The following is a 23,203-nucleotide window of genomic DNA, read 5'->3' as shown; positions in this document are numbered from 1 at the left end:
TGTTACTATCATATAGCCCCGTGAACCCGCCCCTACAGATGCTTTTTTCTGGTGGGGATAGGGCGGGTTTATGGGGTTGATATATTACTACCATATAGCCCGGTGAACCCGCCCCTACAGATGCTTTTTTCTGGTGGGGATAGGGCGGGTTTATGGGGTTTATTTGTTACTATCATATAGCCCCGTGAACCCGCCCCTACAGATGCTTTTTTCTGGTGGGGATAGGGCGGGTTTATGGGGTTTATCTATTACTATCATATAGCCCCGTGAACCCGCCCCTACAGATGCTTTTTTCTGGTGGGGATAGGGCGGGTTTATGGGGTTTATCTATTACTATCATATAGCCCCGTGAACCCGCCCCTACAGATGCTTTTTTCTGGTGGGGATAGGGCGGGTTTATGGGGTTTATCTATTACTATCATATAGCCCCGTGAACCCGCCCCTACAGATGCTTTTATATCAAATACCAAAGAGGGATTTCATGCGTTGCTTAATCCATACCAAGGGATTATTATCTAAATCCTCATCCCCTAAAATACCCAGTTCTCGGAGCATTTTTTGACGTTGTACTAACTCCTCTTTTCGTTCAGCTAATTTCTCGGCAATTTGGTCTGCTACCTGGGGATAACTACCTAAAAAGCGCTGAAATACATCACGACTAACCACAAACAAAATAGTGGTTTCCTTAGCCCTGACCGCCGCCGTCCTAGGTATCCCCATAATTAATGCTAATTCCCCGAAAAAATCCCCCGCTGATAAATCACGAATATGCTTATTAGCCCTTTCCGCTAAAATTTCCACCACCCCAGATAAGATAATATGAAAAGCATCACCTGGATCATCTTCATGGAAAATAAATTGATGAGGGGCGAAAGTTTCTCGGTATCCCATTTCAATTAACCCTAATAATGCTAAATCACTCAGACCCTCAAAATAAACCACCTTCCGCAATAATGCTTTTAGTGACATATTTTGCCTTTCTAATTCCTGCTGTTCAGTAGTTTCGGCGTCTTTAATTTTGGCGGACTGGGAAGAGGCGATAATTGGTGCAAATACCTGTTTAAGTTCCTCAGTATTTCTAATCCATAGGTCTCGCTGGGCGATAGGAATATTGATATTATTTTGATACAGTTTGCTTTGGATTATATAATTTAAAGAGCTTTGAATAGGTAGCCTAGCTTTAGGAAGTTCTATCCAAACTAACAGTTCAAAATCTATACAATTTTCGCCAAAATTTCTTAACCAAACCTGTGGCTTGGGATGCCGTAATACCCTCGGTTCTTGACGGGCGGCGGATAACAAAACTTCGGTGACTAAAACTGGGTCACTTCCATAGGCGACTCGCACCGGAATATGAATGCGACTCAGTACATTTCCATGACTCCAGTTAATGATTTTATTGCTCACTAAAATCTGATTCGGAACAATAATCGAAATATCATCATTAGTCACAATTACAGTAGACCTAATGGAGATTTTGCGAATAGTTCCTTCCAATTTATCAAGTTCAATATAATCGCCGACTTTAATAGGTCTTTCTAATAATAAAATTAAACCACTGACAAAGTTTTGGGCGAGTCCCTGGAAACCAAAACCCAAACCAATACCTAAACCACCAGCGAGGAAAGTAAAGGAACTCATATCAATTCCCGCAGCTTGGGGAATGAGTAAACAGCCGATAGTAATGGTAAAATAGCGGAAGATGGTGGCGATCGCCTCTCGGCTACCCTCATCAAACTTTAACTTGACAAGAATCTTATCTTTCAGTAAATTACTCAGAAAGGTACACACTAAAAAAATGGCAAAGAAAGCCAAAATCACTGTCACAATTAACTGAATGGACAGAGAAATTTCACCCAACTTTATCGGTCGAGTGAATGCCTCCCAAAAGAACCCTATCAAATCCTGAATAATGCTCATATTAAGATGGTTAATTATACTCTGAAAGCCACAGCCAACACCACCCATGTAGGAGGCTTTTCTCCGGAACTAGAGCCCGCCTTAATCATCGCATCAGGCGATCGCATTCAGGTAGAAACCTACACAGGCTATTACCTTTATAATCAAGCCCCAGAAGGATTTTTGACCCCAGAATTTATCGAACTTTGTCGCCGCCTGTCGCCGGAACGAATTGTCGGTCCTGGTCCTCACCTTCTCACCGGCCCTATTTACATCCAAAACGCCCAACCGGGAGATATTTTAGAAATCCAGTTAGAGTCAATTTACCCCCGTTTAAATGTAGGGTTTAATGCTATCAGAACCGGTTGGGGAGCCCTACCGCAACGATTTAGCCAGCCGAAATTGCGATTTATCAACCTCGATCTTACCCGAAATCTAGCCGAATTTCCCCCCCAAAGTGGAGTAAAAATTCCCCTGCGCCCATTTTTCGGAATTTTAGGAGTCGCCAGCGAAACCCCCCAGTCTTCCATACCTCCAGGAGTGTATGGGGGAAACATCGACAACCCCGAATTACAAGCTGGGTCGCGTATTTTCCTTCCCGTGTTGGTTCCCGGTGGTCTATTTTCCATTGGCGACGGACACGCAGCGCAGGGAGGCGGCGAAGTCAACACCACAGCGATCGAAACCTCCATGAATGGCACAATTAAAATTATTCTGCACAAAAACTCTTCCCTAGATGTCCCTCTAGCAGAAACCGCAACTGATATAATCACCATGGGTTTTGGTCATACCCTTGATGATGCCTTTCAGTCTACCCTAGAACGTACCATTAACCTATTAGTACAAATCCTAGGAATTTCGTCAGAAGAAGCCTATATCCTCTGTTCCCTAGCGGTTGACTTCCGCATTACCCAAGTAGTGAACACCCCCCAAAAAGGAGTTCATGGTGCGATCGCCAAATCCATCTTACCAGAAACTTTCCCATTTCCCCCTAACTAATCCTTAACTAATGATTTTGGAATTCTTATCCTTATCCCCAACAGAACTTTTGACCTTAGCGATCGCCGGACTCTTCGCCGGAATATTAGCCGGATTTTTAGGAATTGGAGGCGGAACAGTATTAGTGCCAATTTTAGTCACCCTTGGCTATGTGAGTAATCAAGCAGTAGCCACCAGTATTTTCTCGGTACTAATTACCGCCATATCAGGAAGCATCCAAAATTGGCGCATGGGTTTTCTGCGAGTTAAGCGCGTAATATTAATTGGATTTCCTGCCGTAATTACTGCCATAATTGGGTCTTATCTCGCTAATTTATTACCCTCATCTTGGTTGTTATTCGGCTTTGGATGTTTACTACTTTTGAATATTTACTTAATCAAAGTACGCCAAGATATCATCGCCAAAAAGCAACTAGATGAACAACTTAACTCAACTTCTCCTCAGCCCCAAAAAACCATGAACCCATACCTAGCCTTTATGATTACCGGGAGTCTCGCCGGACTCCTAGCCGGACTTTTTGGAGTAGGAGGCGGTGTCATTATTGTTCCGCTGCAAATTCTCCTCTTAGGGGAAACCATTAAAGTCTCTATTCAAACCAGCCTCGGCGTAATTATTATAACTGCTGCTTCCGCTTGTATCGGACACGCTATACAGGGAAATGTGCTGTGGATACAGGGGATGATGTTAGGTTTAGGAGGATTAGTCGGAGTACAAATCAGCACCCGATTTTTACCAAAATTACCCGATCGCATCGTCACTTTAGCCTTTCGTACACTTTTAGGAATACTATCAATATATATGTTTTGGCGGGCTAGTCTTTGACCTTTATGGTAGCCTGTAAACTGTGCCAACATCAGGAGAGCAAAAACCGATGAATATTTTAATTGTCGAAGATGAACCAGAAATTGCACTCCTTATCCGTCGTACCTTAGAGGGGGAAGGATTTTCCTGTCAAATTAGCCAGAATGGACTAAGCGCATTAGAGATATTTCAACAACAACGACCAGATGTAATTATTCTCGATCTCATGCTTCCCGGTTTAGACGGTTTAGAAGTCTGCGCTCGCATTCGTCAACAACCCGGACAAAAAGACCCCTATATTTTAATGTTAACCGCCAAGGGAGAAGAAATCGATCGCATAGTCGGTCTGTCTACCGGAGCCGACGATTATATGGTCAAGCCTTTTAGTCCTAGGGAATTAGTAGCCAGAGTCAGAGCTTTATTGCGTCGTAGTCTGCGCCAGGGAGGACAGACCCAAACTCACCAAACCCCTCATTTTACCGTTGATATTGACCAAAGGAAAGCCAACTTTCAAAACCATGGTAATACGGAACCCTTAGACCTGACCACCTTAGAATTTAACTTATTAGCCACCTTCCTCAGTTATCCCGGTCGCGTGTGGAGTCGTACCCAATTAATCGATAAATTATGGGGAGATGACTTTTTTGGGGATGAGCGAGTAGTCGATACCCATGTAGCTCGACTACGGAAAAAAATCGAACCTGACCCATCTCATCCCACCTTCATCAAAACCGTAACAGGAGTTGGCTACAAATTCGAGGACAACCCCTAAAACCTTAACAGATGCTTAATTTTCCGCCTCTGGTCGTGGGGGAACAAAAAATCTTAACTCTCCGTCTTCTCCCTCCTGTATTTCCACCCCCAACGCTTCCAGTTCCGTTAGCGCCCTCTCCCTAACCAAAGTATCCATAGTTTGCGAGTATACTGTTAGCCAGGCGTTAATCCGTATCGGCACACTATCGGGATTGTCCCGCAGTGTGTTAGCCGCATCCCGAAATAGGTTTGCTGCTGGCTCATATCCACTAGCTTGTGCCCATTCAGAGGCGGTTTCTAGGGATTCTACGGCTGCGGGAATGTCGCCCAGGAGTAATAGTTCATCGAGAGACTTTAACCGCCATAATCGCCAAGCACCGGGGAATTCTGGAGACAGCGCCCTAGTTCCCCGCCCCATCAATTCTACGGAAAGTTCGGGTTGAGCTTGGTAATAACCAACAGCGGTAGATAAAAATAAGTACATATCTATCCATCTAGGGTCGAGGCGGGAAATCACATCAAAAAAATTGTCATTGAGTTGAAAACCCGTCAAATTCCGCGCTTCCCTATCTCCGAAATACTGGAGAAAGTTCAGAAATACCCAACTAGCAAGGAGGTTATCAAACCCTAAACTGGGTAAGTTTTTTAAAATCTCGAGATTAGCAGCCAGTCTTTGCTCTTCCCTTTCTGCTTCCGATTGGGTCAACTGCGGGCCGTTTTCCTCAGAAAAGCGATCGCCTAACCTAGCCCCACCCGGTGCATAGATTTGCAGTCCAATGATAGCACCTAGGGCGACAACTGCGATCGCCGCCGGAAAAAGACCCTCAAACCGTTTCACAACCAAAGATGACATGGGAGGTTCCCCCAAATCTAAAATTTATCTAAAATTTATTGTACAAAAAGATGACAGTAGATAAATTCTGCTTGTATAATGTCTGAAGACATACAATCGCTCCCGGAGTTCAGTATCATCAAATCCAGTATCATGATCACATTAGCCGGGTATCATACCTGGACAACAGCCTTATGATAGCTGACTTTTAACATACCTTAAACTAGGTGTATTTTCAAGCTATCGACTATTATTTAATGTCAACTGTATAGGGATGGCTTTTGCTACCCTATGAAAATATCGTTTAGGCATCCAGCCAGAGAATCCAGCCAGAGGAAGATTAGATGAATCAAGCTACTAGACCTTTTTCCCCCTTGCGCGCCGTTTTAAGTGGAGCCATAGTCACCATTTCCGCTTTAACAATTCCAGGGCTCAGTGGTTCAGTAAATGCTACCTTAAAAAATAGTCCAAAAGCCATCATTGACGAGGCTTGGCAAATTGTTAATCGAGAATATGTAGACCCCAGTTTCAACCGGATCGACTGGCTGGAAGTGCGCCAACAGCTTCTCAGTAAAGAATATTCCTCCCCAGAAGAAGCATATAGCGAACTGCGTAAAGCCTTAGAAAAACTCAACGATCCTTATACCCGATTTCTGGACCCTAAACAGTACGAACGCCTCACCAATCAAACATCGGGAGAACTGTCTGGGGTGGGAATGCAACTGACTTTGGATGAGAAAACTCGCCAAATTACAGTGGTTAATCCTATTAAAAATTCCCCGGCGATGTCGGCGGGAATTCAATCAGGCGATCGCATTGTAGCCATTGATGGCGAGTCTACCGAAGGGATGACCGTAGAAAAAGCGGCCGAGAAAATTCGGGGTCGGGTGGGAACTTCCATCACTTTAACCATCAGCCGCGATGAAGCTGAACAATTTGACCTGACGCTCACCCGCGCTCGCATTGAACTAGAAGCAGTCCGTTATCGCCTCAATACAGAAGGCGATCGCCAGATTGGTTATATTCAACTACAGGAGTTTAACTCCCATGCGGCTGAACAGATGCAAGAAGCCATTAAAGAACTCCTGGCTCAAAATGTAGATGGATTTGTCTTAGACCTGCGGGGAAATCCTGGGGGACTGTTACGCAGCAGCATTGATATCGCCAGAATGTGGGTAGACTCAGGAGCGATCGTTAGTACAATCGATCGCCACGGTAAAAGTCAGGAAATTCGAGCCAATCATACAGCCTTAACTGACCTACCTACCGTTGTCCTAGTTGACGACAACTCAGCCAGTGCTAGTGAAATTTTGGCAGGAGCAATGCAGGACAACAAGCGAGCTATGGTTATGGGAACTCGGACTTTTGGTAAAGCCTTGGTACAGTCCGTCTTTTCCTTATCTGATGGTTCCGGCTTGGCTGTCACAATTGCCCATTATTATACCCCTAACGGTACAGACATCAGCCAGAAAGGTGTCACCCCCGATATTGCCATTGAATTGACTCAGTTAGAGAAAAAGCAACTAGCTAGTGATCCTAATTTGATTGGAACTAACCAAGATCCTGGCTATGCTAAGGCGATCTTAGTTCTTAATGGTGATCCATCTCATCCCATGGCAGTTAACTAATCTATCAGGGTGGCAACCAAATTTCAACTGCCACCCTTTTTTTTTATTGTCATGGTCATCGAGAACAGTTAACCTTGAGGGGAATGTTCAAGATCAAAAAATTCCTATGTCAGAATCAGATCGGGCTGATTTACAGCCACGGAAACAATCACCCCCAACTATGGAAGAATGGCTGGCGATTATTTTGGCGATCGCAACCATGGGGTTTGTCTTCTTTTGGGTATTGGGAAAGGTCGAACCCAAAACCAGTTTTAGCTTACTCTCCGCTAAACCTGAAACTATCTCAGAGCATCGCAGTTTAATCAATGTCTCTGATATAGTCCGTCAAGCATCCTCCAGCACAACCACTATAGCCTCCTCCCCAGACTCCCCAGAGTCTAAGTCTGAGCCCTCAAATACGGTCAGCAGCGAATCTACAGGATTTACACTAAGCTGGCTCAACTTAGAAGGCTTACAAATAGCCTCTCCAACTACCGAGTCAACTCCGGCGACTATTCCCTTATTGTCAGCACCCACAACAGAAGCGGAAACAACAACCACAGGTACAGACACAGACACAGACACAGAGGCGGCGGTTACATCACCCTCTGAAACTCCAACTACCACAGAAACCCCACCAGAAACCACCGACACAGAGGCGGCGGTTACATCACCCCCTGAAACTCCAACTACCACAGAAACCCCAGGGGTTCCCAGTCCACCTTTAACTACCGCCGAAACACCAGAAACCACAGACACAGAGGCGGCTGTAACTCCAGATTCGGCTACAACTATACTTGCTAATGTACCAGAGGAACACTGGGCGCGGGATTTTGTAGTTTATTTTGCTGAACATAATCAGGCGATCGGTTCAGAAGATGGTACATTTACCCCAGATCAGCCAGTCAGTCGCGGACAGTTTGCTCATCAGTTGCAACAATCCCTCAAAACTGACATAATTCAACCTGATATTAACTTTCAAGACCTACCCCAGGACTATTGGGCAAATCAAGCCATTCAAGAAGCTACCAAAATGGGTTTTCTCAGGGGTTATCCAGGGGAAGTTTTCCAGCCTAATCAAGAAATGACTCATACAGAGGTCGTCGTAGCTTTGGTAAGTGGTTTGGATTTACCTACCCCCAATAATCCCCAGGAAATTCTCACAGTTTACTCCGATGCTGATCAAATTCCTGATTGGGCTATTGGTCAAGTGGCGGCGGCGACTGAGGCGGGTTTGGTCGCCAGTCATCGAGATCGTAATACTTTTAATCCTAATCAATCAGTCAGTCAAGCAGAGGCGATCGTCATGATTTATCAAGTATTAGTGCGATCGGGTGACGCTGAACCTATTGAGTCAGATTACCTTATTACTCGTTAAATGTTGTGGGTTTCATACATCACCAATTAGCCTGCGTCAGAGATATAAGATTTTTCTGACGCATTTTTTTGACACCCAAAATAGTTAAATATTCCCCAATTCGAGATGTTCCCAACCGTGATATTTTTGCCCTGGCGCGCCTTTTGAAAGTCTATCTTGTATCCCCTGGTATATCTTGCACCCGCCCCCACCAGACCCATTAACCTAGTGAAACTCAATCTTTTCGGCTTCCCCGTCCAGATCTCAATCATTAGACATCAACCACCATATTTAAGCTACAATCATCACATTCCGTTAATAATTAACCATCATCCCCGATTGGTCTATGTCAGAAATTATCCAAATTCCCAAAAGTATCTGGATTATTACCCAAGATTCCCCTACCCCCTCAACATCCCCTGACACTCCTACAGAATCACAGACCCACCGGGTAGCAGTCCCGGCGCACAAAATGCAGCAAAATATGAGTCAATTTTTATTAGTAATTGGTGATGTATTTCTACAAGCGGAACAGCAAGCATTTCAAATGCAGCAAGCCTCTGGAAACTCCCAAAAATCTCCCATACAGCTTGACCAGGTGGAATTGTCTGTCAGAATTAATGGCAACGGAGAAGTTAGCCTCTGTAGTGATAACTTCGATCATGGGACTATCAAACTTACCTTTAAACGTCGCAAAACTTAACAAAACTTAACAAAAAATCGGCGCGTCGAGAGAGGTGGGGGGTTGACAACCGGGATGGCGATCGCTATAATTGTGAGCGTGGGGGTAACATGGCTATACGCTTGATTTTTTATTCAACCAACCTTCAGGTAAAGCTATTATGATTCATCGCCCCCGAACTTAACAAAACTTAACAAAAAATCGGCGCGTCGAGAGAGGTGGGGGGTTGACAGCCGGGATGGCGATCGCTATAATTGTGAGCGTGGGGGTAACATGGCTATACGCTTGATTTTTTATTCAACCAACCTTCAGGTAAAGCTATTATGATTCATCGCCCCCGAACTTAACAAAACTTAACAAAAAATCGGCGCGTCGAGAGAGGTGGGGGGTTGACAGCCGGGATGGCGATCGCTATAATTGTAACCGTGGGGGCAACATGGCTATACGCTTGATTTTTTATTCAACTAAGAATGAGTCGTCGCCCAAGTCAAGCCCAAAATTTCATAGAAAATCTGAGAGATGAAGTCACCCTAGAAATGGTGTTTATCCCTGGGGGAACATTTCTGATGGGTTCACCTGGGAATGAGGGTAATCATACAGAAAAACCACAGCACCGAGTGACGATTGAACCATTCTGGATAGCGAAATATGCGATCGCGCAGAAACAATGGCAACAAGTAGCCAGCTCTTACGAACTAACGAGATCTAAAATGGTATCATTCGGATTTGGAAGCGGAAAAACTGCCCGTGGAAAAAGTGTCCTGGTATGATTAGGTTGAAGCGATCGCCTATAATCACCAAAAGCACCTATAATCACCAACAGCACCCATAGTGCTAGTCTCAACAGCAAATGATACCCAGGATGTTGGCAGAGAGAGGTGCTAATGATGGATAACCTAGAATTCCTACTACAACGGGAAGGGGATAACACTTGGCTACCCCTGGAGTCTCCTGATGTTCAGGTGTTAGAAGGTCGGTATCGCATTGTTAGTCGTGGGTCCCATCAAGATCAGGAAATTGAAATTAGGATTGTCTATGATGCTATAGACGAAACCCCCCCAGTGCGCCGCATTAAGACGCTGAAAAGTTATATTAACTCAGAGGGTTTAATGGTGGTAATCCCCTATACTCGCCTCAAGCCCGGAATTTGGGAGTTTTCCTGTTCGCCAGATTTGCAGCAGGGACTGTTAGGAAATACTTGGCGTGCCACAATGAAACTACAGGTACTAGCCAACACTGATATTGACTCTGAGGAAATATTGGACGATTCCCCAGCCATTGAAAATAGTCTACAACAACAGACAGATGTGGAGTCGGTGACATCCACGACACCATCAGAAAAAACCAGTGATTCAAATCTGACAGACCTCTACCCTTGCGAAATTCAGCCAGAAACGAACCAAGAAACGGCGATCGCCATAAACGAAACCGCAGATTTGACCACAGAGGATATTTCTATAGAACTTATCCTAGAACGCGATAGCTATGTAGTCGAGTTTGGTAGCGCCGTTTTACTATCTGGACAGATTAGAATTAAATCAGACCCGGACTCTGACCCCGACATAGAAGCTATCACGTCTATGGTAGTTTCTAATCCTCAATTACAGATATGTTTGCGATCGCCTCAAGCCTCCGAAATTCTCTATGATGTTCGCCAACCCATACCACAGTCAGTTTTACCTGTGCCATTTTCCGCAGCTATTTATGTCCCCTTTGAATGCAAAACCCGATTAGTTTTGGGAGAAGTCGTTTTTTACAGTGATCAGCATCCCCCAGTCCGCAATTCTTTCAACATCACCATGTTGGTGGAACAGTTTTTAGACCCATTACCAGAGGAGCTAGAAATTGACTATGACCCAGACCAACCCCTAGTCGAAAATTCATCCTTAGCACTCCCAGCGGCTCATCAAACCCCCCTAGCCATAGTAAATAAAGAAACACAAGCCCAGCCGGTAAATCCCCAAGGCGAGCCTCAGATAGCCCTGGAATTGCCCAGCTTTGGTAACTTTATCTCTGATACCACACCACAGACAGAACCACATCCCTGGTCTAATATCCTTAACATCTCTTCTGGTTCAAATTCAGAGGCGATCGCACTCCCAGAAGTCAATCAAGAGCCCCCAGCATCCCCTAGCCTACCATTAACCACCTCTGCATCGGAAGGTTCACAGGACGAGGGTAGCAGCGGGTTATCAAATAATCTGGTTGAGATAGAGGATATTGGCAGAACCCGCCCCGACGAACCCGCCCCCACTGACCTGCCCAATACAGACCAACCCGAAACCCCCATCGACTCATCAGCCGAGTCCTCAGATGCGACCATTACCAATACTTCCCTAGCCACTTCCGGGGCGAAAAAGGCTTTACCTCATCTCAATTTGGAAGAGCGATTTTTGAGTAGATTAAGTTCCCTAGCCAAAGATCGAGATCTGTCACACTGGATGAAACAAGCATCTTCCTCAGCTTCTAATGACACAGCCGTTTCCCCACCAAAAGAACCATTAGTTTTAGGGGAGGCTCAGACCCCATCACCTAATCCTAATTATGAATTGAGCCCCTTGGTAACAGAATTGGAAGCCGAGGAAATTGTGGTAGATTATGAATCCCTCGAACCTCCCACTGTCTTCCCTCAATCCCGGTCTGGTTCTGGGGTACAAGGCAAGGACTTGACCACTGAATCCGCCTCTAATAGGTCATTTGCAGGTATGGGGAGGGCTTCTGCTACTGGTAGAGGAGGGAGTATTACCGAAACGCCATCTGTGATACCCTCAGACCAAGAAATTCCCGTCCCCATTTTAGATATCCTGACTGCTAATCCTACCGTTGGAAAGTCTTTGAAAGTTCGGGTACAAATCCCCGACAACTTACCCCGCATATATGTCAAAATATGGATATATGATCGGCAGTCCCGCAATATTGTAGATGGACCGCGCTGGATCACCGAGTTCTCACCCAACGGCTTCGATCAAATTGAAGCAACGGTTGACCTCGACATCATCTATGGCAGCTTAGAGATACAGGTAGAAGCGATCGCCGTTGAAATGCTTTCTTCACGGGAAAGTCATAAAGCGATCGTTGGGCGCACCGTGAGTCCCACATCAGCACCAACTCTTCCCATGGATGAATCGTCATCATAAATTCAGTTAATCTGAACACCCATTATCGGCTTAGGAATTGTTAGCAGAATCAATTTTGATTCTTATAGCAACTGGTGACTGTCTCCAGAGGCCGATTTGCTTTGTGTTTAACAGCCAGCCGTTCAATCCGGTTGATAAAAACCCTTGAAAACCCCAGATTTATCTCAAATCCTCGTTTTTAACAATCATTGTCAACCTCAAAAAATCCGTTTTTTTTAAGATATAAAACCGCGTTTTAGGAGTTTTAACCATGGTCATCGACTTCTCACACACATTTAAAAAATCTGCCGAAATTAGCCGTAATATAGAACAAGTTTATGGCGATGAACTCATCAATGGGGGCAGTAATTTCCAACCCATTATAGCCATCAAAGACAGCCCCAACCACCTGATTATCAACATGACGATTCCCGATATATGTCAAGATGATTTAGACATTTTAATCACCGGAGAAGCTGCCATCATTTCGGGAACCCTTCATAATTCCCAAGTTCCCTTTCGTCAACTCATCGCCCTTCCTCAAGCCGTCTCCCGCGAGCCAGTTCAAGTAGACTACACCAATGGCATTCTCAACCTCACCCTAACCAAAATCCTCTAGTCCGTTACAAGTCCCCTAGAGTGCCTCAGACCATAGCCACATCTGACGCACTCTACACAAAAATACATAAACAATTGTTAACAGACCCTAGATAAAATTTCAACATAAGTGCTACCATCATCAACTAAAGATTGATCAAGCTAGGGGTGCCTGCGAAGTCCAGGCTGAGAGACACCCTTGGAACCTGAGTCCGGCTAGTACCGGCGTAGGGAAGCTGTAACTAACAGAGGAAATACTTATGCGATCTCAATGGGTTGCCAACCGACGTGGACAGGCTAATGTATCTCAAATGCACTATGCCCGCCAGGGAATCATCACCGAGGAAATGCACTACGTCGCCACCCGTGAAAACCTAAGCCCTGATTTAATTCGCGACGAAGTTGCACGGGGTCGGATGATTATTCCCGCTAATATCAATCATACCAACCTAGAGCCAATGTGTATTGGCATTGCCTCTAAATGTAAAGTCAACGCCAATATCGGCGCATCCCCCAACTCTTCCAGCCTCACTGAAGAAGTAGACAAGCTGAAATTAGCCGTTAAATATGGCGCAGACACGGTTATGGACTTGTCTACAGGTGGAGGAAACCTCGATGCTATTCGCACCGCTGTTATTAACGCTTCCCCGGTTCCTATTGGTACAGTACCCATTTATCAAGCCTTAGAAAGCGTTCACGGTAGCATTGAGAAACTCACCGCAGACGACTTTCTGCATATCATTGAGAAACACGCCCAGCAGGGAGTCGATTATATGACTATCCATGCTGGCATTCTGATTGAATACCTGCCCTTAGTCCGTAACCGGATTACCGGAATTGTCTCTCGTGGGGGTGGTATTATTGCCCGGTGGATGCTGCATCACCATAAGCAAAATCCCCTCTATACTCATTTTGATGACATTATCGAAATCTTCAAAAAATATGATGTCTCCTTCAGTTTAGGGGACTCCCTCCGCCCCGGTTGTACCCATGACGCATCCGACGAAGCACAACTGGCGGAATTGAAAACCTTGGGACAGTTGACTCGCCGCGCCTGGGAACATGATGTGCAGGTGATGGTAGAAGGTCCTGGTCATGTGCCGATGGATCAAATTGAGTTTAACGTTAAAAAACAAATGGAAGAGTGTTCCGAAGCACCTTTCTATGTGTTGGGTCCTTTGGTGACAGATATTGCACCCGGTTACGACCATATTACTTCTGCTATTGGTGCGGCTATGGCGGGATGGTATGGAACTGCTATGCTCTGTTATGTGACACCTAAAGAACATTTAGGACTCCCTGATGCTGAGGATGTCCGTAATGGGTTGATTGCCTATAAAATTGCTGCCCATGCAGCAGATATCGCCCGCCATCGCCCAGGGGCACGCGATCGCGATGATGAATTGTCCGCAGCCCGTTATAATTTCGACTGGAACAAGCAGTTTGAATTATCCCTAGACCCTGAACGCGCCCGCGAGTATCACGACGAAACTCTCCCGGCGGATATCTACAAAACTGCTGAGTTTTGCTCTATGTGCGGTCCGAAGTTCTGCCCCATGCAAACCAAAGTAGACGCGGAAGCATTAACAGAGTTGGAGAAATTCCTGGCCTTAGAAGATGCTAAGAAAATTGCTGCTGTAGCCCGCTAGTCACTGATAGTAGAGACAAGCCTTGAATTGTCTCTACTAAAGATTAGGTAAAGGTTAGGGTAAATCAGCCTGTTCCGCCTTGGGATTATATTGGCGGTCCGGGTTGATTTATGCTGATCAACCGGATTTTATATTAAATTGGTTGCCAAATAGGTGGTTTGGGATTGCGGTCAAACCACCCAATGGTTATAAAAACTGGTTTCTTTAAAGTCGCCCTAATAGGGCCAGGCTCGAAGCCAAAACTCTCAGTCAAAAGTCAGACTGCTATGGAAATTTCTCAAATTATACCCTACGGCTAGGTTAAACCTTAGTCGTTGTCCCACTTTTCACAACCAACCAGATCGCCTATGCGGTCACGCAGGAGGAAGTTAAACGCCTCAAGTTCGTATTCTATGCAAGCCCACTCCCTAGCAGGAATGTACTGGCACAATGTATAGATCGGCTGCTGGCGGCTGATCATACCTTTATGCAGGAGATTGCGTACTTCGTCTTTAATGACGTCAAGTGAGTATTGAACGGTGGTGTAAGTCATATTTCGCCCTCATGGGGTTGCTTGCCTGATTATTTTTGGCATTGGTATCAATATAATCTAAAATCTCGATTTAGGGAAGGGTTTTTTTTCAGTATAAGTGAATACAATTTACCTTGAAATTTTGATAAATATAATCAAAACCACTAATCTCCCGGATTTGGGGCACTCAGGGGGGTATTGGCTATTAAGTTGATTAAATCAGCAACTTGTCTGACCTAGGAGATGATACTGGTTAGTGGGTTACGGAGACCATAACCCACAGGACAACCAGTGCGCTGATTGGTCTAAAATTCCACATCTCATAAATAATTGTCTATGGAATTAGGGAAAACCATTGATTGAGTTTGTCCGGTTCCAGTATGGCACAGATTTTTGATAATGTGCTGTAGTTGACGCAGGACCAATCTAAGCCTTATCTATATCTATAGTTCCCAGTAGACTTTCTAAGGCGATCGCCTGTGCGGTGGGAATCTGGCCGTATGAAAAGACATAAGGCAAATCATGGGGAATTTCCGGCAAAAACTCTTCAAGTGTATAGGGACTACCATAAATCGCCAGTGCCTTGAGTTCCCCAGTTTTTAACAATTTTTTAAACCAAACCCTGGCTATTTCAGTTAATCCAGCACTCCAGCCAAAAGGATTACCACGAATAAATAACTGTAGCAAAGTGGGAGAAAATCCGGTTTCCGCTGTCGCCAAGGTCCCACTATTGCGATCGATAAGTTGTAATTTACAGCCCAATTTAGCGGGATAAGCGATCGCCGGAGTATGATGTCCCAGAAACCGACACCAAAGCAAATCATCGACAATCACCAAATTCCGCCACTCTTGGAGTTGTAGATTGTTTGATGGCAGCTTATGGGGCTGAAGATCTAACCCACCCCTAACCTGGGACTGTTGCAAAATCAAACTGACAGTTTTCTTAGCTTCAGGAGTCGATAAAGAATCCAAATTCAGACCAGAAACCTGACAGGTAGCAATTTTCTCCTTAGCCTTATTGATGCGATCGCAAGAAGCAGCAATCCTTTCGGGGGAAATCTCACCATTTTCGACCGCCTGACATACGGCCTTAATAGTGATTTCGGGATCTTCAGGCATTAATAGAATATCAGCCCCCGCCTTTACTGCCAATACGGAGCTACTCGCCAAACTGTAACCACGGGCGATCGCCCCCATGACCAAAGCATCAGTAACAATCAACCCCTCAAAACACAATTCTTGTCGCAATTTTTCGGTCAAAATTTTCGGGGATAAGGTAGCTGGTAGTTGCTGATCCCAAGCCGGAATCAATAAGTGAGCGCTCATCACACTATCAACCCCAGCAGCGATCGCCCTTTGAAAAGGCGGTAACTCGACCTTCGCCAACCGAGCGGCCGAATGAGGTAACATTGGTAACTCAATATGGGAATCTAGCGCCGTATCTCCATGACCCGGAAAATGCTTCGCCGTAGTCAGCACGGGGTATTTTTGACAGCCCCGGATAAAAGCCGTAGCCAAATTACTAACCGTTTCTGGATTATCCCCAAAAGAGCGTACATTAATCACCGGATTATCAGGATTATTATTAACATCCACCACCGGACCCAGAACCCAATTTAAGCCTATAGCCAGAGCTTCCGAGGCTGTAATAGCGCCCATTTTTTCCGCATAATCTTCAGCCAGACTGAGGTTATGATTAGCTATAGACCCCAAAGCCATTGGTGGTGGAAACCAAGTCGCCCCAGCAAAACGCTGTCCTACTCCCTCCTCAATATCCGCAGCCAAAAATAGGGGAACTTTCGCCCAGGACTGAAGCAATTTAGTTCTAGCAGCCATTTCCGCCGCGCTACCATCAACAAAAATCACTCCACCGACCCCTAATTCCTGTAACCAGTATTGGAGGCGATCGCGCCCCGGTTCCCAAGCCGGATAGCGAATTTGGTGGTCAAACAGATGACCACTAGCACGCACCACCACCATTTGAGCCACCTGTGACGAGAGTACACTCATTGATTATGAATTACCTTTGCGTGAGTTACTGTTGTGCTTCCGGGTAATCCCCCTGAGCATTATCCTCGGCTGTATCCGAGTTTTGGTGTTCGTGAGAAATCTGATTTAACAGGTCAATAATTTTATCCCCACGTTCAAGGGAACGATCTTCGAGAAACACCACTTCTGGAGTGCGTCGTAAACGGATATGCTTTCCTAAATGGGAACGAATATAGCCAGTTGCCGATCGCAACCCTTCCATAGTGGACCGGCGCGCTTCTTCTGTCCCATAGATACTCACAAAAATTTTAGCGTGTTGCAAATCCCCGGAGACTTCAACTTCCGTAATACTGACCATTCCAGTTCCCACGCGATCGTCTTTGATGTCGTAGAGCAATACTTGGCTAACCTCCCGTTTAATCAGTGAAGCCACGCGGGAAACGCGACGATCTGTAGCCATGACGATTACCCCCCAAGCATAGATCAATTATGGACATCCACAAAATCAGGCAATTTTCGATCCATTAGTTTCCTCTAGGATCAACTCTTGGTGGTCTGATTCTGAAATTATGCCTAATATTAAGTCTACATCAGTTCTATCAATTGCGACGGAGAAGGCGATCGTTTGAGCCATTCTGATTATCGAAATTCAACTGCGATCGGGTGGAACGTCTAACTCTAAACCTTCCAACCTGCGAGCGAGGTGGACCGAGTGAGTCGCTATTTTTGTTCAAAGTATGCTCAAGTTCTGAGGAATGAGAGAGTCAGGTGGCCTTCACAGTGCCAGTGTGCCAACAGAGATCTGAGGATGTCAAACAGGGCTTTGTGGACTGGAACAGGTTTTGACTAAAATGATAATTACTGGCTAACCCCTTGAGGCATTGGCAAAAATGCGGTACAAATAGGAATATAAAGATTTCTTTAAAAATTCAGGAGGAGAGCAAATGGATTTGGATCTTCGCATTGTTGTGGTTTTGTTACCGTTGATCGTTGCTGGAGGCTGGGCTTTGTTTAAAATCGGTAGTGCGGCGATCAGTCAAGCCCAAGCCTTTATGAAAAAATAAATCCCACAGTTCCATTGTTGATCCTAACTCTTACCGACTTCCCCCTGGGGGGCGGTCGGTAAGAGTTTGGAGTAGCAACCCGCCGCCGGAACTAGGGAAGATCCCGAAACTAGCCTAGGGAAGCACCATAACCACAGTCCCCATTTCCACCTTTTCAAATAGCGCCACTATATCCTCATTCCGCATACGAACGCAACCATGAGAAGCCGCCTGTCCAATGGAGTTGACTGTCGGGGTTCCATGAAATCCTATCGCATCCTTGCCATCATGCCAAAATCCAATCCAGCGCAAACCTAGGGCGCTATTGGGTCCGGCGGGGCGCACTTCTCCAGTCCAGGGATTTTCCCACTGAGGATTTTCGACTTTTTCAGTAACTTGGAAAGTTCCGGTGGGAGTCTCCCAACCGGGTTTTCCTACGGCTACGGGATAGCTTGCTATTTGACTCTCACCTCGATATACATAAACCCGACGTTCTCCCAAACGGAGAACTACTTTGACTGGTGCTTGTTGTTCTCCGATGGGTAAAAATTGGGAAGGGTCATCGAGGGGAGGTACATCAGGATTCAAAATACTTTGGTAAGGATAAATACGCGGTGCTGAAGCACTAGCAGAAAGGGTTTGTTCAGCAGTTGGACTTGATGCCATTAAAGGCTGTTGTCCTCCCACTAGCAACATCCCAATTCCTAGGCTGGCTAGTGCTACTTTTTCGGATAGCTGTTGAAGATTATTCAGTTTACCCATGATGCTTCCTCACCAAAAACTCAAACTAATTATTACATTTGACCGTGGCAATCATTGTTCGGTTCCGATCCCATGGGATGATCATAACTAATTAGCTCAGAATTAGTCAACCATATACAACAGGTAGGGACGCTTAGGCTCCTACCTGGGTTGGGAATTCCAGTTAATTAGCTTCCAGTTCTCTCAAGGCGGCTTCGGCTTGTCTGACACCTTCATGATCGCCTTGTTTCTCATAGAGTTCGCGGGCTTTTCTAAAGGAGGCGATCGCCTGGGGTTCTCGACCTCCGCGTTCTTTCAGGGCTAGACCTAAATAATAGTGAACTGATGGTTGGTCAGCAAAGCGATCGGCGGCGCGTCGGAAACTGACGATCGCACCAATATAGTCTCTTAATCTTAGCTGAATTTCACCGATCGCCATATTAGCTGCCACTAGATCCGGTTCCATAGCTAAGGCTTGTTGATAGGCTTGCATCGCACCCTCAAAATTCTCTTGAAGGCGGAATATTTCCCCAATTTGGAACTGAATTTCACCATTAAAAGGAGACAGTCGCGCCGCCTCTTGAAAAGCATCGAGGGCGGCGGTGCGATCGCCTTGTTCCAAATAAGCTATACCCAGTTTCAGATAAATATTAGGCTGATTAGGAGCCAACTCCATCGCCTGTTGTAGAAATTGTAGAGATTGGGAAGCATTTCCTTGTCTTAACCAAGCCATTCCCAGAGATGCGTTAGCTTCCCAGTTATTAGGTTCCAAAGCCAGGGCGGTTTGATAGGCTTCAATGGCTCCCCTATAGTCTTGCTGTCTAAATAAACTGGCTGCTAACCCCAGGTGAGCATTAATGTTATCTCTCTGTAATTGGGTAGCGCGCCGATAGGCTTGTGCTGCTGCTGGGTAGTCTTGCAACCGGGCTAGGGTATAACCCAAACCGTAGTAAAAATCGGCATTTTGAGGATCTAGGGTAATAGCATCCCGATAAAATTTAGCGGCCGCCTCAAAGTCTCCCCGTAAGGCCTGTACATAGGCGAGAGCCGAATAGATTTTAGCATCACTGCTCTCTAGCTGGACGGCTTGAAGGTAAACATTGAGGGCTTCATCCATATTGCCACTATTAACGAGATCTCGCCCCTTTTGGAGCAGGTCATTAAGTTCATTGATGTTCGCCTGGGAGGTGGCTTGAGCTAAAATCTGGGGAGGTTGTGCCACGGCAGGAACTACAAACACAGTGGCAGCGATCGCCAGTAAAACATTGCTAACCAGTAGTTTAGTTGTCTTGAACACGGTTTATTATCAGTGTGAGTATGAATAAGCGATTAGACCGACCCCACTTTACCCCCAGTTAGGGAAAAAACGAGAGCGAGTCTTTTTTTTTATAGCATCAGTAGCCCAATATGCAAGAATAATTGTGAATTGACTTTGAAGATCCGCGCACCCCGCCAGAATGAAGTCAGCTAAAGGGCGGAAAACAACGAAAGTCACTGAGCAAGCCGCCTGAACAAATAAAGCACTGGAACATGGAGAAATCCGGAACAAATACTCAACATACCTCAAAAGGCGATCGCATCAAGTTCCGGGTCAATACTCCCAACTGTAGCAACGCGGAGACAACCTTCAAGGCTTCAATTATATTTGATAGGGAATATTTACCCGATGTTAATTAAAATTGGCTTTGGAGCGGTTTAAATAATAATGGTGACAGAAGCGAATCAACCACAACCTACCTGGATCAGTGTTGTCCGTCTGCTGCGGTGGGATAAGCCAGCCGGACGGTTAATCTTAATGATTCCAGCCCTATGGGCGATCGTTTTGGCGACAGGGGGAACCCCGCCTTTAACTCTGATTTTGGTGATTGTCTTTGGTAGCCTAGCCACCAGTGCGGCTGGCTGTGTGGTCAATGATTTATGGGATAGAAACATTGACCCGGAAGTGGAAAGAACCCGTAACCGTCCCTTGGCGAGTCGCGCCCTCACCATTAAAACTGGTGTTGTGGTGGCGTTGGTGGCGTTTGCTTGTGCTTTCGGGTTGGCGCTATATCTTAATCCCCTCAGTTTCTGGTTGTCTGTGGCGGCGGTTCCGGTGATTATCTGCTATCCCTTAGCTAAACGGGTGTTTCCAGTCCCTCAATTGGTTTTGTCGATCGCCTGGGGATTTGCGGTTTTAATTAGCTGGAGTGCTGCTAATGGCAGCCTAGAAGCCACGACGGGTTTACTATGGGGGGCGACAGTATTATGGACTTTGGGTTTTGATACGGTTTATGCTATGAGCGATCGCGAAGACGATCGCCGCTTGGGTATCAACTCCAGCGCCCTATTTTTTGGGGACTTTGCACCAAATGCGGTGGGTTTATTTTTCCTGGGGACAGCGGCTTTGATGTTGGGTGTAGATTTACAAATGCACCTTCATCCGGTTTCTTGGCTGGCTTTAGCTATAGTGGTGATTCTATGGGCGCGTCAGTATTGGGAACTGCGAAAACCAGAGATTTCTCGGGAGACTTACGGCCAAATGTTCCGTGATAATGTGATCATCGGTTGGATTTTGCTGGCTGGTATGGTGGGGGGAACCCTTATGGGTTGAGTCTCGGCCGGCGATCGCAGATGGTGATAACTGCTAAAAATCAGGAGAACCCAGGGGAAGGGAACATTGAGTGCGGGTGAAATTGCTGTTTTCTGGACTCGGGGGGACTGCTACCACCTCTAAGCGCCCATTCATCAACCCTAGTAGGGTCTGATTGATTAATAGACGCATCCCCGGCGAAAAGGCTATATGATTGGGGTCAATGTTGGTGCTGATGCTGGCGGGAGATTTTAGCGTAGACTCCAGCAAATCCCAGGACTCACTCCAGGCGCTGATGGGGCGTTGGTCATCAATCCAAATGTGAACATAGCCAGACTCTGGGGAGATATGGGTGGAAACTTGCACTTTCCCCGACTCACTCCCGGCGATCGCACCATCGACTAAACTAAGTAAAACTTGCTTGAGCCGAGGGCGATCGCCAATTACATACACTTGCGACTCGGGGGGAATAATTGACAGGCGGATGTTGTGGTTAGCTGCTTGTAAGTGGGTCAGTTGTTCCACCTCCGCCAAAATCTCAGCCAGTTTCAGCGGTTGCAGGTTCATCTGTTCCCTACCATGTTCGGTTTTAGCGACCATAATCACCTCGTCCATTAACCCTACCATGCGGAGGGTGGCATCATGGGCTTGTTGGATAAAATCCCGTTCCTCTTCTGGATTTTCACATAGATCGGCAAGGATTAACTGTAAAAAGCCGATGATGCTATTTAGGGGCGATCGCAACTCGTGGGAAGTACGGGCTAAAAAACCGGCCTTAAACTGGCTGATTTCTACCGCTAAATGATAAGCCAATCGCGCCTCCTGCAATTTGGTGGCTAAAGCTGCCACCTGCGGATCACTAAAATCATTAAGTTCTGAGGTTTCCGACTCCGGTGATGGCGATCGGGAAGTTTTCGCCAAAGGGAGTTTTGGGGTGATGAATTTCATCGCCCCCCCTGGAAGTCGTCGCTGGCCTAGCCACCAACCCAGTCCCAGTCCTGCACCCAAATAGATAAATTCATTCCAGCCCATGAGTTTGTCACGATTAGTTGAGATCAGTCTAACAACAGCACTCCACCCTTGAATTGTGACATACTCTGTTGGGGTTGATATATCCTATTTAACTGTGGATTTGGGCAAGGGGCTGATCAACTCTACCGCACCGCTTCTCAGTATTTCCCAATCTCCATTTTTTGTCCACCGCACCACTGTTGAGGGAATGGCAGATCCAGACTCTGGGGGACTTTCCTTTAAACTGAGAACTTCTGGAAACTGCCTATCAATATCAGCCACTGTTAATAAGGGTGGTTGTCCCGAAAGATTAGCGCTAGTGGTAGCCAGTGGCCCAGTACGTTTGAGGATTTCTAGGGCAATTTCACACTTAGGAACCCGTAAGCCAATGGTGGTTGGATCGGTGGGATTAACTGCTGGCGGCACTGCTGAAGAGGCTGGTAGGACTAGGGTTAAGGCTCCTGGCCAATACTGGCGGGCGATTTGCTGCCAGCATTCTAATTCCCAGGTTTGGCTATCTACAAACTGCCATAAACTCTCTGCTGTCGCCCCCATCAAAATTAATGGTTTATCGGGGGGGCGTTGTTTGGTCTGAAAAATTGCCTCAGCCTTGTCTGGACGGGCTGCTAAGGCGGGTACTGTATCTGTGGGAAAGGTGATCACGGCAACCCCTGCGATCGCCGCTTTAATTAGTTCTTCTTGGGAAACTTTAGCCATAGCATAGTCTGGTAATGAGTTGACGGGCGGCCAGTAAATGGCGCATTCTTAGGGTTAGTCATACCAGTTAATTATATCAGGAAATCACCGAAACTGACGCACCAAAAACACAGCCCATATATCTATTCGTAGCGTCAGAGCAGTTCATCAGAATTTCCCCGAAAATCACCGGAACTGACGCACCAAATATATGATATATCCTGGGAATAATTAATCATATATTTTCATTATTAATGGTGGCGGTGCGTCAGGTTTTAATATCGTCGATTTTTGCCAAAATGTCGGGGTCTGACGCACCCTACAACTTATATCATCGGATGAATATATGG

Annotated in this window: 22 protein-coding genes and 1 riboswitch; of the genes, 13 read left to right on the top strand and 9 right to left on the bottom strand. The window is 46.0% G+C overall.

Features of this window, described 5'->3' with window-relative positions:
- Positions 1-459 precede the first annotated feature (459 nt).
- Positions 460-1,920 (bottom strand): mechanosensitive ion channel domain-containing protein, encoded by a 1,461-nt coding sequence (locus tag N39L_RS01530; protein ID WP_014274079.1) that lies wholly within the window; start codon positions 1,918-1,920, stop codon positions 460-462.
- Positions 1,921-1,926: 6 nt separating this feature from the next.
- Here N39L_RS01530 and N39L_RS01525 point away from each other — a divergent pair, with 6 nt between their 5' ends.
- Genes N39L_RS01525 through N39L_RS01515 form a run of 3 tightly spaced genes read left to right on the top strand, consistent with a single transcriptional unit; the run spans position 1,927 to position 4,472 of the window.
- Positions 1,927-2,898 carry an acetamidase/formamidase family protein gene (locus N39L_RS01525; protein ID WP_006619010.1) on the top strand — a complete coding sequence of 324 codons (972 nt, stop codon included), beginning with the start codon at positions 1,927-1,929 and terminating at the stop codon, positions 2,896-2,898.
- Between the two features lie 10 nt (positions 2,899-2,908).
- The gene (locus N39L_RS01520; RefSeq protein ID WP_006619009.1) at positions 2,909-3,721 is read left to right on the top strand and encodes a sulfite exporter TauE/SafE family protein; all 813 of its coding nucleotides are present in this window, start codon (positions 2,909-2,911) and stop codon (positions 3,719-3,721) included.
- A gap of 49 nt (positions 3,722-3,770) precedes the next feature.
- A complete protein-coding gene (locus N39L_RS01515) occupies positions 3,771-4,472 on the top strand; it encodes a response regulator transcription factor (protein ID WP_006619008.1) in 702 nt (233 codons plus the stop codon).
- 15 nt (positions 4,473-4,487) lie between these two features.
- Here the strand turns inward: N39L_RS01515 and N39L_RS01510 are convergent, their stop codons facing one another.
- Positions 4,488-5,306, bottom strand: a complete 819-nt coding sequence (locus N39L_RS01510) for a hypothetical protein (protein WP_006619007.1) — start codon at positions 5,304-5,306, stop codon at positions 4,488-4,490.
- A 323-nt stretch (positions 5,307-5,629) separates the two neighbouring features.
- Here N39L_RS01510 and ctpB point away from each other — a divergent pair, with 323 nt between their 5' ends.
- From ctpB to thiC, 7 genes are all read left to right on the top strand, one after another.
- Positions 5,630-6,913: a carboxyl-terminal processing protease CtpB gene (ctpB, locus tag N39L_RS01505; RefSeq protein ID WP_006619006.1), complete on the top strand. Its 1,284-nt coding sequence runs from the start codon at positions 5,630-5,632 to the stop codon at positions 6,911-6,913.
- Between the two features lie 106 nt (positions 6,914-7,019).
- Positions 7,020-8,270: an S-layer homology domain-containing protein gene (locus N39L_RS01500; RefSeq protein WP_014274078.1), complete on the top strand. Its 1,251-nt coding sequence runs from the start codon at positions 7,020-7,022 to the stop codon at positions 8,268-8,270.
- Positions 8,271-8,595: 325 nt separating this feature from the next.
- Complete coding sequence (locus N39L_RS01495; protein ID WP_006619003.1) at positions 8,596-8,952, top strand: Pepco domain-containing protein; 357 nt, start codon at positions 8,596-8,598, stop codon at positions 8,950-8,952.
- A gap of 449 nt (positions 8,953-9,401) precedes the next feature.
- Positions 9,402-9,701 (top strand): formylglycine-generating enzyme family protein, encoded by a 300-nt coding sequence (locus N39L_RS01490; protein ID WP_006619002.1) that lies wholly within the window; start codon positions 9,402-9,404, stop codon positions 9,699-9,701.
- A 117-nt stretch (positions 9,702-9,818) separates the two neighbouring features.
- Entirely contained in the window at positions 9,819-12,068 is a 2,250-nt protein-coding gene (locus N39L_RS01485) for a hypothetical protein (RefSeq protein WP_014274077.1), read from the top strand.
- Between the two features lie 250 nt (positions 12,069-12,318).
- Positions 12,319-12,666, top strand: coding sequence for an Hsp20/alpha crystallin family protein (locus N39L_RS01480; RefSeq protein WP_006619000.1), 348 nt, complete (start codon positions 12,319-12,321; stop codon positions 12,664-12,666).
- A 132-nt stretch (positions 12,667-12,798) separates the two neighbouring features.
- Positions 12,799-12,895: riboswitch (TPP riboswitch) on the top strand.
- Positions 12,896-12,904: 9 nt separating this feature from the next.
- Positions 12,905-14,293, top strand: a complete 1,389-nt coding sequence (thiC, locus tag N39L_RS01475) for a phosphomethylpyrimidine synthase (RefSeq protein ID WP_006618999.1) — start codon at positions 12,905-12,907, stop codon at positions 14,291-14,293.
- Positions 14,294-14,600: 307 nt separating this feature from the next.
- On the opposite strand, the gene N39L_RS01470 is transcribed toward thiC, so the two are convergent.
- The 3 genes from N39L_RS01470 to rbfA form a co-directional block, all read right to left on the bottom strand.
- On the bottom strand, positions 14,601-14,825 hold the full coding sequence (locus N39L_RS01470) for a DUF4327 family protein (protein WP_006618998.1): 225 nt from the start codon (positions 14,823-14,825) through the stop codon (positions 14,601-14,603).
- Between the two features lie 405 nt (positions 14,826-15,230).
- On the bottom strand, positions 15,231-16,814 hold the full coding sequence (locus tag N39L_RS01465; protein WP_014274076.1) for a glycoside hydrolase family 3 protein: 1,584 nt from the start codon (positions 16,812-16,814) through the stop codon (positions 15,231-15,233).
- A 25-nt stretch (positions 16,815-16,839) separates the two neighbouring features.
- Positions 16,840-17,253: a 30S ribosome-binding factor RbfA gene (gene rbfA, locus N39L_RS01460; protein WP_006618996.1), complete on the bottom strand. Its 414-nt coding sequence runs from the start codon at positions 17,251-17,253 to the stop codon at positions 16,840-16,842.
- 484 nt (positions 17,254-17,737) lie between these two features.
- Here rbfA and N39L_RS01455 point away from each other — a divergent pair, with 484 nt between their 5' ends.
- Positions 17,738-17,857 (top strand): photosystem II protein Y, encoded by a 120-nt coding sequence (locus tag N39L_RS01455; RefSeq protein ID WP_006618995.1) that lies wholly within the window; start codon positions 17,738-17,740, stop codon positions 17,855-17,857.
- 114 nt (positions 17,858-17,971) lie between these two features.
- Here the strand turns inward: N39L_RS01455 and N39L_RS01450 are convergent, their stop codons facing one another.
- Positions 17,972-18,598: a L,D-transpeptidase gene (locus N39L_RS01450; RefSeq protein ID WP_006618994.1), complete on the bottom strand. Its 627-nt coding sequence runs from the start codon at positions 18,596-18,598 to the stop codon at positions 17,972-17,974.
- Between the two features lie 163 nt (positions 18,599-18,761).
- A complete protein-coding gene (locus tag N39L_RS01445) occupies positions 18,762-19,874 on the bottom strand; it encodes a tetratricopeptide repeat protein (RefSeq protein ID WP_006618993.1) in 1,113 nt (370 codons plus the stop codon).
- Between the two features lie 233 nt (positions 19,875-20,107).
- Here N39L_RS01445 and N39L_RS01440 point away from each other — a divergent pair, with 233 nt between their 5' ends.
- Positions 20,108-20,254 carry a hypothetical protein gene (locus tag N39L_RS01440; protein WP_157888660.1) on the top strand — a complete coding sequence of 49 codons (147 nt, stop codon included), beginning with the start codon at positions 20,108-20,110 and terminating at the stop codon, positions 20,252-20,254.
- A gap of 28 nt (positions 20,255-20,282) precedes the next feature.
- Positions 20,283-21,167: a 4-hydroxybenzoate solanesyltransferase gene (locus N39L_RS01435; protein ID WP_006618992.1), complete on the top strand. Its 885-nt coding sequence runs from the start codon at positions 20,283-20,285 to the stop codon at positions 21,165-21,167.
- Between the two features lie 33 nt (positions 21,168-21,200).
- Here the strand turns inward: N39L_RS01435 and N39L_RS01430 are convergent, their stop codons facing one another.
- Positions 21,201-22,178: a sensor histidine kinase gene (locus N39L_RS01430; RefSeq protein ID WP_014274075.1), complete on the bottom strand. Its 978-nt coding sequence runs from the start codon at positions 22,176-22,178 to the stop codon at positions 21,201-21,203.
- Positions 22,179-22,262: 84 nt separating this feature from the next.
- Positions 22,263-22,874 (bottom strand): L-threonylcarbamoyladenylate synthase, encoded by a 612-nt coding sequence (locus tag N39L_RS01425; protein WP_014274074.1) that lies wholly within the window; start codon positions 22,872-22,874, stop codon positions 22,263-22,265.
- Positions 22,875-23,203: the final 329 nt, after the last annotated feature.

It is taken from the genome of Limnospira platensis NIES-39, from assembly GCF_026000695.1.
GTDB lineage: Bacteria > Cyanobacteriota > Cyanobacteriia > Cyanobacteriales > Microcoleaceae > Limnospira > Limnospira platensis.
This window is presented reverse-complemented; position numbering and strand designations above follow the sequence as displayed.